The organism is Mycobacterium sp. (assembly GCF_040398885.1).
Taxonomy (GTDB): Bacteria; Actinomycetota; Actinomycetes; order Mycobacteriales; family Mycobacteriaceae; genus Mycobacterium.
This window is the reverse complement of record NZ_JBBATF010000101.1, coordinates 1-11,160: the sequence shown is the minus strand read 5'-3', so window position 1 is coordinate 11,160 and position 11,160 is coordinate 1. Positions and strand designations below refer to the sequence as shown.

The window sequence follows — 11,160 nt, the reverse complement described above, 5'->3', positions numbered from 1 at the left end:
CCAGGAGTGCCAGCGATGACCGACAACCCGAGCTACCGCGGCCAGGGCCGCCCCGCCGACCAGTACTACGACGACCAGTACGGTCGGCCCCAGGAGGGTGCTCCCGAGCAGCATCGCCAGGTGTATCCCGAACAGGGCGGCTACCCCGACCCCTACGCCCAGCAGGGCTACCCGCCCCGGCATGACTACGGCCAGCCGCCGCCGCAGGGCGGCTACCCGGAACAGGGCTATCAGCAACCCGGCTACGGCGGCGGCTATCCCCCGCCCGGCTACGACCAGGGCTACCGCCAGTCGCCCCCGGTTTACGGCGCACCGCAGTACGGCCCGCCGCCCGGCGGCGGCTACGCGCCGCCGCCGGATCACGGCTACGGCCGCCCCGCCCCGGGACGCCACGAGGAGCCCGGCTACGGCGGCTACGAGCAGCAGCGCCCGGCCTACCCCGGCCAGGGTTACCAGCAGCCCGGATACGGGGCCGGTTACCCCCGACAGGACTACGGCCAGCCGGCCCCCGGCTACGGCTATGAGCAAGGCGGCTATGAGCAAGGCGGCTACCAGCCGCCGGCGGCACCGGACTACGACTACGGCCAGCCCGCCCCGGGCGGCGACTACGGCCAGCCGAACTACGGCGGGTACGCCCCGCCCACCGGGCAGGGCGAGTACCCGGCGCCGTCCGCCGCGCGCGCGGTGACACTGCAACTCGACGACGGCAGCGGCCGGACCTATCAGCTGCAGGAGGGTGCGAACGTGATCGGCCGCGGCCAGGACGCGCAGTTCCGGCTGCCCGACACCGGGGTGTCCCGGCGGCACCTGGAGATCCGGTGGGATGGCCAGACGGCGATGCTGCAGGATCTCAACTCGACCAATGGCACGACGGTGAACAACGCGCCGGTCCAGGAGTGGCAGCTCGCTGACGGCGACGTCATCCGGGTCGGTCACTCCGAGATCGTGGTTCGCGTCCACTAAAGGCCACTGGAGCGGTGGCGCGGGCGGGGGCCTGATGACTTGTACCCCGCGGAACCGGGCGCCGCAGTATCCTGTGACGTCGCCGACGTGGACCCGGGCTGCCGTGGTCACCAAGGCTTGCACCACGACAGCAGGACGGAGGGCCGCCGCATGCAGGGACTGGTTCTGCAGCTGACGCGCGCCGGTTTCCTGCTGCTGCTGTGGCTGTTCATCTGGTCGGTGCTGCGCATCCTGCGAACCGACATCTACGCGCCGACCGGCGCGGTGATGGTCCGCCGCGGACTGGCGCTGCGCAGCGGCCGCTCGCCGGCGCGGCAGAGTGGCAAGACCGCCGCCCGCTATCTGGTGGTCACCGAAGGCGCGCTGACCGGCACCAGGATCAGCCTGGGCACCCAGCCGGTGCTGATCGGCCGGGCCGACGACTCCACCCTGGTGCTCACCGACGACTACGCCTCGTCCCGCCACGCCCGGCTCTCGCCCCGCGGCGCGGACTGGTTCGTCGAGGATCTCGGCTCCACCAACGGCACCTATCTGGACCGGTCCAAGGTGACGACGGCGGTGCGGGTCCCCATCGGCACGCCGGTGCACGTCGGCAAGACGGTAATCGAGCTGCGCCCGTGACCCTTGCTCTGCGTTACGCCGCCCGAAGCGACCGCGGCCTGGTTCGCGCCAACAACGAGGACTCGGTCTACGCCGGCGCCCGGCTGCTGGCGCTGGCCGACGGGATGGGCGGTCACGCCGCCGGTGAGGTGGCCTCCCAACTGGTGATCGCCGCGCTGGCCCATCTCGACGACGACGAGCCCGGCGGCGACCTGCTGGGCAAGCTGGAAAGAGCTGTGCACGAGGGCAATTCGGCGATCGCCGAGCAGATCGACCTGCATCCGGACCTGGACGGGATGGGGACGACGCTGACCGCGATCCTGTTCGCCGGGGACCGTCTGGGGCTGGTCCACATCGGTGATTCGCGCTGCTACCTGTTGCGTGACGGCGAACTCACCCAGATCACCAAGGACGACACCTTCGTGCAAACCCTGGTGGACGAGGGTCGGATCACCGCCGAGGAAGCGCACAGCCACCCGCAGCGCTCACTGATCATGCGGGCGTTGACCGGCCACGAGGTCGATCCGACTCTGATCATGCGGGAAGCCCGCGAAGGCGACCGCTACCTGCTGTGCTCCGACGGACTGTCCGACCCGGTCAGCCAGGAGACCATCCTGGAGGCGCTGAAGATCGGCGACATCGCCGCGAGCGCGGACCGGTTGATCGAACTCGCGCTGCGCGGTGGCGGACCCGACAACGTCACCGTCGTCGTCGCCGATGTCGTCGACCATGACTACGGCGGCCAGACCCAACCGATCATCGCCGGGGCGGTCTCCGGCGACGACGGCCATCGCATCGCCACGCCCGACACCGCGGCGGGCCGGGCCGCACTGCTGGCGCCCAAGGCCCCCGTGATGGAGAAGGCGGTGCCGGAACCGGAACCGCCGCCGCAGAGGTCCCACCGGCGATTCCTCGTCGCCGCGGCGCTGGCGCTGGTGACCGCCCTAGCCGGGATCGGTGTCGGCTACAAGGTGATCCGCGACTACTACTACCTGGGCGCCCGCGACGACCGCGTGGCGATCATGCGGGGTGTCGAGGGCTCGTTTCTCGGCATTCCGTTTCAGCAGCCCTACCAACTGGGCTGCGTCGACAAGACCGGCCAGCTCTCCCAGATCAGCTACGACCAGGCCGACACCGCGCTGGACTGCGATCTGATGAGACTGCAGGACCTGAGGCCGTCGGAGCGGGCGCAGGTCGCCGCCGGACTGCCGGCCGGAAGTCTGGAGGACGCCATCGGCCAACTGCGCGAACTGGCTCGCAGCTCGCTGCTGCCGGTGTGCGCCCCGGCCAGGCCGGTGCAGCAGCGCGGCGGCTCGAGCGGACCGGCCGCGACTCCTTCCGTCTCATCGGCCTCACCCATCCCGGCGGCCCCCGCGTCGACCACCGCGCTGCCCGCGCCGCAGCAGAATCCGGGCACCGATTGCCGGGCGGCTGCCTGAATGACCACCGCTCCACAGTCACCGGTGCGGATCACCCCGCCGTTGCCTACCCGCCGCAACGCCGAACTCGGCCTGCTGTGCTTCGCCACCACCATCACCGGGGTGGCCCTGCTGATCGTGGAGGCCAACCAGGAGCAGGGCATCACCTGGGACCTGCTGACCTACACCCTCGCGTTCGGCGTGCTGTTCGGGTGCGCGCACCTGGCGATCCGCCGCTACGCCCCGTACGCCGACCCTCTGCTGCTGCCGATCGTCGCCCTCCTCAACGGCCTCGGGCTGGTGCTCATCCACCGCCTGGACCTGGTTCCCGGGATCGACGACAGCGGTCCGAGCGCCGAGCAGCAGATGCTGTGGACGCTGGTCGGGGTCACCGGCTTCATCCTGGTGGTCGTCTTCCTCAAAGACCACCGGATCCTCGCGCGTTACGACTACATCTGCGGCGCCGTCGCCCTGGTGTTGCTGGCCATCCCGGCGTTGCTGCCGTCGAGACTCTCGGAGACCAACGGCGCCAAGATCTGGATTCGCCTGCCGGGCTTCAGTATTCAGCCCGCCGAATTCTCCAAGATTCTTCTGCTGGTGTTCTTCGCCGGCGTGCTCGTCGCCAAACGCAGCCTGTTCACCAGCGCCGGCAAGCACTTCCTGGGCATGGACCTGCCGCGCCCGCGGGATCTGGCCCCGCTGTTGGCGGCGTGGATGATCTCGATCGGCGTGATGGTCTTCGAAAAGGACCTCGGCACCTCCCTGCTGCTCTACGCCTCGTTCCTGGTGATGGTCTACATCGCCACCGAACGGTTCAGTTGGGTGGTCATCGGCCTGACCCTGTTCGGCATCGGCAGTGTGGTGGCCTATCACCTCTTCGGCCACGTCCGCGGCCGGGTGCAGACCTGGCTGGACCCGTTCGCCGACCCGGAGGGCGCCGGCTACCAGATGGTGCAGTCGCAATTCAGCTTCGCGACCGGCGGGGTGTTCGGCACCGGGCTGGGCAATGGCCAGCCGGGCACCGTGCCGGCGGCCTCGACCGACTTCATCATGGCGGTCGTGGGCGAGGAGCTCGGCCTAGTCGGTCTGTCCGGCGTGCTGCTGCTCTACACGACCCTGATCGTGCGGGGTATGCGCACCGCGATCGCCCTGCGGGACAGCTTCGGCAAGCTGCTGGCCGCCGGGCTGGCCTCGACGCTGGCCATCCAGTTGTTCATCGTCGTCGGCGGTGTCACCGGACTGATTCCGCTGACCGGGTTGACCACACCGTGGATGTCCTACGGCGGTTCGTCGCTGGTGGCCAACTACGTCCTGCTGGCCATCCTGGTGCGGCTCTCGGACTCCGCCCGCAAGCCGATCCGCACCAGCCAGGACACCCCGATCGCGGCCGCCCGCACCGAGGTGATCGGCCGGTCATGAACACCTCCCTGCGCCGGATCTCGATGATGGTGATGGCGTTGATCGTCGCCCTGCTGGTCAACGCGACGGTCACCCAGGTTTTCCGCGCCGACGCCCTGCGCACCGACCCACGCAACCAACGGGTGCTGCTCGACGAGTACTCCCGCCAGCGCGGACAGATCGCCGCCGGCGGTCAGCTGATGGCCTACTCGGTGTCGACCAACGGCCACTACCGCTATCTCCGGGTCTATCCCGAGCCGGCGGTATACGCACCGGTGACCGGCTTCTACTCGCTGCGGTTCTCCAGCACCGCCCTGGAGCGGGCCGAGGACACCGTCCTCAACGGCTCCGACGAGCGGCTGTTCGGTAAGCGCCTGGCCGACTTCTTCACCGGCCGAGACCCGCGCGGCGGCAACGTCGACACCACCCTGGTCCCGCGGGTGCAGCAAGCGGCCTGGCAGGCCATGCAGCAAGGCTGCGGAGGCGGCCCCTGCAAGGGGTCCGTGGTCGCGCTGCAGCCCTCCACCGGGAAGATCCTGGCGATGGTGTCGTCGCCGTCGTACGACCCGAACCTGCTGTCCTCCCACGACACCGAGGCGCAGGGCGAGGCGTGGCAGCGACTGCGCGACGACCCGAACTCACCGCTGACCAACCGTGCCATCTCGGAGCGCTACCCGCCCGGGTCGACGTTCAAGGTCATCACCACCGCCGCTGCGCTGCAGGCCGGTATCTCCGAGAACGAGCAACTGACCGCGGCGGCGCGGATCCCGTTGCCGAACAGCACGGCAACCCTGGAGAACTACGGCGGCACGCCGTGCGGCAACGCACCGAAGGCTCCGCTGCGCGAGGCGTTCGAGCGCTCCTGCAACACCGCGTTCGTCGAACTGGCGGCCCGCATCGGCGGCGACGCGCTGCGGGATGCCGCCGACGCGTTCGGATTCGACAGCCCGCCGGCGGCGATCCCGCTTCAGGTCGCCGAGTCCACCGTGGGACCGATGAGCGACGCCGCGGCGGTCGGCATGTCCAGCATGGGGCAGAAGGACGTCGCCGTCACCCCGCTCCAGAACGCCATGGTGGCCGCGGCCATCGCCAACGGCGGGGTGGTGATGCAGCCCTATCTGGTGGACCGCGTCGAGGGACCGGACCTCACGGAGATCAGCAACACAACACCCACCGAACAGCGCCGCGCGGTCTCGGCGGAAGTCGCGACTAAGCTAACGGATTTGATGGTCGGCGCCGAGAAGTTCACCCAGCAGAACGGGGCGATCCCGGGTGTCCAGATCGCGTCCAAAACCGGCACCGCGGAGCACGGAACCGACCCGCGCAACACTCCGCCGCACGCCTGGTACATCGCATTCGCGCCAGCGCAGAACCCCCGGGTCGCGGTGGCCGTGCTGGTCGAGAACGGCGGCGATCGGCTGTCGGCCACCGGCGGCGCGCTGGCCGCCCCGATCGGCCGGGCGGCTATCGCGGCGGCCCTTCAGGGGGCGCCATGAGCCCCCGCAGCCAAGCGAAGCGAGGCAAGCAGTGAGCCCCCGCGTCGGGCTGACGCTGTCCGGGCGCTACCGCCTGCAGCGGCTCATCGCCACCGGCGGCATGGGCCAGGTGTGGGAGGCCGTGGACAGCCGACTCGGCCGGCGCGTCGCCATCAAGGTCCTCAAGCAGGAGTACTCCTCAGACCCCGAGTTCATCGAGCGGTTCCGGGCCGAGGCCCGCACCGTCGCCATGCTCAACCATCCCGGCATCGCCGCCGTGCACGACTACGGCGAGACCGACATGGAAGGGGAGGGCCGGACCGCCTACCTGGTGATGGAACTGGTCAATGGCGAACCGCTGAACTCGGTGATCAAACGCACCGGCCGGCTGTCCCTGCGGCACGCCCTGGACATGCTCGAGCAGACCGGGCGCGCCCTGCAGGTGGCCCACGCGGCCGGGCTGGTGCACCGCGACATCAAACCGGGCAACATCCTGATCACCCCGACCGGCCAGGTGAAACTCACCGACTTCGGCATCGCCAAGGCGGTCGACGCCGCGCCGGTCACCCAGACCGGCATGGTCATGGGCACCGCCCAGTACATCGCCCCGGAGCAGGCCCTCGGCGAGGATGCCACCGCGGCAAGCGACGTGTACTCACTGGGAGTCGTCGGCTACGAGGCCGTTTCGGGCAAGCGGCCGTTCACCGGCGATGGCGCGCTGACGGTGGCGATGAAACACATCAAGGAGCAGCCGGCGCCGCTGCCGCCGGACCTGCCGCCCAACGTGCGCGAACTCATCGAGATCACCCTGGTGAAGAACCCGGGCATGCGTTACCGCAGCGGCGGGCAGTTCGCCGACGCGGTGGCCGCGGTGCGCTCGGGCCGGCGGCCGCCCCGGCCCAATTCCGCACCGACCATCAAGGCCACCCCGGCCGCGATCCCGGGCGCCGCCAAGCGCCCCCCGGCCGCGGTGGAGGCCGCCCGCGCCGCGGCCCGCCCGCGCGCGGCCATCGTGCAACGGCCGCCGCCGCCGGCCCGACGAACCTTCAGCTCGGGTCAGCGGGCGCTGCTGTGGGCCGCCGGTGTGCTCGGCGCGCTGGCGATCATCAGCGCCATCCTGCTCGTGATGGCCGACCGCGGGAAGCGCTCCACCCCGCCCGTGGAGCAGACCGTGACCGACACCGTGACCCCGGGCGCACCGGCCCCGCCGGCGGCGCCGTCGGGGTGGACCGATCGGTCCGCACCCGGCGTCCCCGGCCCGGCGGCGGTCCCGGCCACGCTGTGGCTCACCGGCCCGGCCCCGGCTGACGAGGCGGTCCTGTGACCACACCCCATCACCTCTCCGACCGCTACGAACTGGGGGAGATCCTCGGGTTCGGCGGCATGTCGGAGGTTCATCTGGCCCGCGACCTGCGCCTTCACCGCGACGTCGCGGTGAAGGTACTGCGCGCCGATCTGGCCCGGGATCCCAGTTTCTATCTGCGGTTCCGGCGCGAGGCGCAGAACGCCGCCGCGCTCAACCACCCGGCCATCGTCGCGGTCTACGACACCGGGGAGGCCTCCACCCCGCGCGGTCCCCTGCCCTACATCGTGATGGAGTACGTCGACGGGGTGACGCTGCGCGACATCGTGCACAACGAGGGCCCCATGCCGCCGCGGCGCGCGCTTGAAGTCATCGCCGACGCCTGCCAGGCCCTCAACTTCAGCCACCAGCACGGCATCATCCACCGCGACGTCAAACCGGCCAACATCATGATCTCCCGGACCGGCTCGGTGAAGGTGATGGACTTCGGCATCGCCCGCGCCCTCGCCGACACCGGCAATCCGGTCACCCAGACCGCAGCGGTCATCGGCACCGCCCAGTACCTCTCGCCCGAACAGGCCCGCGGTGAGCGGGTCGACGCCCGCTCCGACGTGTACTCGCTGGGCTGTGTGCTGTACGAAATACTCACCGGGGAACCGCCTTTCACCGGCGACACCCCGGTGGCGGTGGCCTACCAGCACGTCCGCGAGGACCCGGTGGCGCCGTCCCACAGACGTCCCGGGATCACCCCGGAGTTGGACGCGGTGGTGCTCAAGGCGCTGGCCAAGAATCCGGACAACCGTTACCAGACCGCCGCCGAGATGCGTGCCGACCTGGTCCGGGTGCACAGCGGCGAGAAGCCCGAGGCGCCGAAGGTGCTGACCCACGCCGAGCGCACCCAGATGCTGACGTCGCCCAGAGGCATCGGGCGCCCCGAGGACTCGGCGGCGGCGATGGCCTACGACTACCGGCAAGGCCGCCGCGGCGGCGGGGTCGGGCGCTGGCTGGTGGCCCTGGCCGTGCTGTCGATCCTGACCGTGGTGGTGACGGTGGCCATCAATCTGGCCAGCGGCGGGAAACCGCGGGCGGTGCAGGTTCCCGATGTGCGCGGCAAGGTCTCCGCCGACGCGATCGCCGAACTCCAGAACAAGGGCTTCCGCATCCGCACCCAGCAGAAGCCCGACAACGTCGTCCCGCCTGACCACGTGATCGGCACCGACCCGTCGGGGAATGCCTCGGTCAACGCCGGCGACGAGATCAGGATCGACGTCTCCACCGGGCCCGAACAGCGCGAGATCCCCGATGTGTCGGCGCTGAGCTACGCGGAGGCGGTCAAGAGACTCACCGCCGCCGGGTTCGGGAAGTTCAAGCAGACCGAGGCGGAGTCGACGGCGGCGCAGCGGAACCAGGTGCTCAACACCGTCCCGCCGGCCAACACCTCCACCGCGCTGACCACGGAGATCACCGTGGTGGTCGGCACCGGGCCGGTGACCCGGTCGATGCCCGACGTCATCGGCCAGTCGATCGAACAGGCGACCAAGAATCTCAACACCGTGGGATTCACCACCGTGCTGACCGCTCCGGTGGACAGCATCGAACCGGCCGGCCAGGTGCTGGCGATGGATCCGCCCGCCGGCACCGACGCCGAACTGGACGCCTCGGTCACGCTGAAGGTGTCCAAGGGCAACCAGTTCGTCATGCCGAACCTGATCGGGCAGTTCTGGACCACCGCCGAACCCAACCTGCGGGCGCTGGGCTGGACCGGGGTACTGGTGAAGGGACCGGACGTGTCCAACAGCGGTCAGCGGACCAACGCGGTGGTGACCCAGAGTCCGGCGCCGGGCGCCGGGGTGAACTTCACCGGGCCGATCACGCTGGCGTTCGCCTCCTAACCGACCGAGGTGGCGCTGCGCACCGTGTCGGCGACCTCCTGCTCCAGTCGTCGCACCAGCGACTCCTGCGGGGCCTGGCCGCAATAGCCGAGCCAGTTGGCGAGCATTCGGTGCCCGCCCTCGGTGAGGATCGACTCCGGGTGGAACTGCACACCATGGATCGGCAGTTCGACGTGACGGACCGCCATGATCACCCCGCCGCGACTGCGGGCGGTGGCCTCCAGTTCCGACGGGAGTGTCTCCGGGAGGATGGTCAGGGAGTGGTAACGGGTCGCGGTGAACGGGTCGGGAAGGCCTTGCAGCACACCGGCATTGGTGTGGAATACCGAACTGGTCTTGCCGTGCCGAAGCTCCGGGGCGCGGTCCACCGTGGCGCCGAAGGCCACGCCGATGGCCTGGTGGCCCAGGCAGACCCCGAGCAGCGGGGTGCCGGCGGCCGCGCAGGCGTGCACCAGGGGGATGGACGCGCCGGCCCGTTCCGGCGTTCCCGGTCCCGGGCTGAGCAGCACGCCGTCGAATTCCCCGGCCGCGGCGGTGATCCGGGCGGGACCGGCCAGCCGCTGGTCGTCGTTGCGCCAGACCTCGGCCTCGACGCCGAGCTGGCCCAGGTACTGGACCAGGTTGAAGACGAAGCTGTCGTAGTTGTCGACGACCAAGACCCGCACGCAGGACAGGCTACCCGTCCCTCGCCGGCACCCTGCGCTGCGTTAATGTCATAGCCATGCCGAAGTCAAAGGTTCGCAAGAAGAACGACTTCACCGCCAGCTCGGTCAGCAGGACGCCGGTGAAGGTCAAGGCGGGGCCGTCCAGCATGTGGTTCGTGGTGCTCTTCATCTCCCTGATGCTCATCGGGCTGATCTGGCTGCTGGTCTTTCAACTCGCGGCCTCCGGAATCGACACGCCCGACGCACTGACGTGGATGTCCGATCTCGGTCCGTGGAACTACGCGATCGGATTCGGCTTCATGATCGCGGGCCTGCTGCTGACCATGCGCTGGCGGTGACGGCAATCACATCGGTGTAATTATCCCCATTGTGGATAGTGCTTGTGGATAACCGATGGGGTCCGCCGGCCGCCGGGATCGTCGCCGTCGGGGCCGCCGGCGTCGTGATGGCCTTCTGGTGCGCGGCCCTGGCCGCCGACCCGCCCGGGCGAATTCTCTCCGGCGTCGCCGCGGTCGGGCTGCTGGTGTTCGCCGCCGGGTCGTGGCGGGCCCGGCCGCGGCTGGAGATCACCGCCGACGGCCTGGTCTACCGGGGTTGGGTGGGCAGCGAGACGCTGGCCCCGGCCGATATAAAGCTGATCCGGATCACCGAGTTCCGCCGCTGGGGCCGCCGGGTCCGGCTGCTGGAGATCGACCTCGCCGATAAGGACGCCACAGACCGGCTCCTGGTGCTCAGCCGCTGGGACCTGGGCGGTGACCCGCTGGCCGTGCTGGACGCGCTGACCGCCGCCGGGTACGCAGGCCGTTAGGAGACGGTGATCGACTGGATCACCACGTCGTCGTCCGGCCGGTCCATGCCGTCGGTCGCGGTGGTGGCGATCGCGTCGACGACACGCTGGGACTCCGGGTCGACGACCTCTCCGAAGATGGTGTGCTTGCGGGTCAGGTGCGGGGTCGGGCCGACGGTGATGAAGAACTGCGATCCGTTGGTTCCGGGACCGGCATTGGCCATCGCCAGCAGGTAGGGCTTGTCGAACTGCAGCTCCGGGTGGAACTCGTCGGCGAACTTGTAGCCCGGGCCGCCACGGCCGGTGCCGGTCGGGTCGCCACCCTGGATCATGAACCCGCGGATCACCCGGTGGAAGATCGCGCCGTCGTAGAACGGGCCGGAGGTGCCGCCGGAGGCGTTCTGCGTCGAGTAGTCCTTGGTGCCCTGGGCCAGATCGACGAAGTTGGCGACGGTCTTGGGTGCGTGGTTGCCGAACAGGGCGATCTTGATGTCGCCGCGATTGGTGTGCAGGGTGGCGGTCGCAGTCTGAATCGGACTCGTGGTCATGGGATCACAGTGTGCCATTGCCCCCGCCGCGCCGGCGGCGCGGGTCCGCCCGACCAGTGGAGCCTAGGAGATTCGAACTCCTGACATCTGCCTTGCAAAGGCAGCGCTCTA

The 11,160-nt window shown here is 69.9% G+C and carries 11 protein-coding genes; 9 read left to right on the top strand and 2 right to left on the bottom strand.

Annotation, left to right across the window (positions count from 1 at the left end; translation table 11 throughout):
• The 7 genes from ADBZ5U_RS10645 to pknB all read left to right on the top strand — a co-directional run.
• Positions 1-963 (top strand): FHA domain-containing protein (locus tag ADBZ5U_RS10645; protein ID WP_526265185.1); only part of this gene is annotated, 963 nt, incomplete at its 5' end.
• 150 nt (positions 964-1,113) lie between these two features.
• Positions 1,114-1,584 (top strand): FHA domain-containing protein FhaB/FipA, encoded by a 471-nt coding sequence (locus ADBZ5U_RS10640; protein WP_526265182.1) that lies wholly within the window; start codon positions 1,114-1,116, stop codon positions 1,582-1,584.
• On the top strand, positions 1,581-3,002 hold the full coding sequence (locus tag ADBZ5U_RS10635) for a PP2C family protein-serine/threonine phosphatase (RefSeq protein ID WP_526265180.1): 1,422 nt from the start codon (positions 1,581-1,583) through the stop codon (positions 3,000-3,002). Before ADBZ5U_RS10640 ends, ADBZ5U_RS10635 begins: the two co-directional genes overlap by 4 nt.
• Complete coding sequence (gene rodA / locus ADBZ5U_RS10630; protein WP_526265177.1) at positions 3,003-4,400, top strand: peptidoglycan glycosyltransferase RodA; 1,398 nt, start codon at positions 3,003-3,005, stop codon at positions 4,398-4,400.
• Positions 4,397-5,875 carry a D,D-transpeptidase PbpA gene (pbpA, locus tag ADBZ5U_RS10625; RefSeq protein WP_526265175.1) on the top strand — a complete coding sequence of 493 codons (1,479 nt, stop codon included), beginning with the start codon at positions 4,397-4,399 and terminating at the stop codon, positions 5,873-5,875. Before rodA ends, pbpA begins: the two co-directional genes overlap by 4 nt.
• A 31-nt stretch (positions 5,876-5,906) precedes the next feature.
• Positions 5,907-7,178, top strand: a complete 1,272-nt coding sequence (locus tag ADBZ5U_RS10620; RefSeq protein ID WP_526265173.1) for a protein kinase domain-containing protein — start codon at positions 5,907-5,909, stop codon at positions 7,176-7,178.
• Positions 7,175-9,049, top strand: coding sequence for a Stk1 family PASTA domain-containing Ser/Thr kinase (gene pknB / locus ADBZ5U_RS10615; protein WP_526265171.1), 1,875 nt, complete (start codon positions 7,175-7,177; stop codon positions 9,047-9,049). The genes ADBZ5U_RS10620 and pknB overlap by 4 nt, the downstream gene beginning before the upstream one ends.
• Here the strand turns inward: pknB and ADBZ5U_RS10610 are convergent.
• On the bottom strand, positions 9,046-9,714 hold the full coding sequence (locus ADBZ5U_RS10610) for an aminodeoxychorismate/anthranilate synthase component II (RefSeq protein WP_526265169.1): 669 nt from the start codon (positions 9,712-9,714) through the stop codon (positions 9,046-9,048). The two genes, pknB and ADBZ5U_RS10610, sit on opposite strands and share 4 nt — an antisense overlap.
• Before the next feature lie 56 nt (positions 9,715-9,770).
• Here ADBZ5U_RS10610 and crgA point away from each other — a divergent pair, with 56 nt between their 5' ends.
• Both crgA and ADBZ5U_RS10600 read left to right on the top strand, forming a co-directional pair.
• Positions 9,771-10,052, top strand: coding sequence for a cell division protein CrgA (gene crgA / locus ADBZ5U_RS10605; protein ID WP_526265167.1), 282 nt, complete (start codon positions 9,771-9,773; stop codon positions 10,050-10,052).
• A 38-nt stretch (positions 10,053-10,090) separates the two neighbouring features.
• Positions 10,091-10,522 (top strand): PH domain-containing protein, encoded by a 432-nt coding sequence (locus ADBZ5U_RS10600; RefSeq protein ID WP_526265165.1) that lies wholly within the window; start codon positions 10,091-10,093, stop codon positions 10,520-10,522.
• Here the strand turns inward: ADBZ5U_RS10600 and ADBZ5U_RS10595 are convergent.
• Positions 10,519-11,067, bottom strand: a complete 549-nt coding sequence (locus ADBZ5U_RS10595; protein ID WP_526265162.1) for a peptidylprolyl isomerase — start codon at positions 11,065-11,067, stop codon at positions 10,519-10,521. The two genes, ADBZ5U_RS10600 and ADBZ5U_RS10595, sit on opposite strands and share 4 nt — an antisense overlap.
• Between the last annotated feature and the right edge of the window lie 93 nt (positions 11,068-11,160).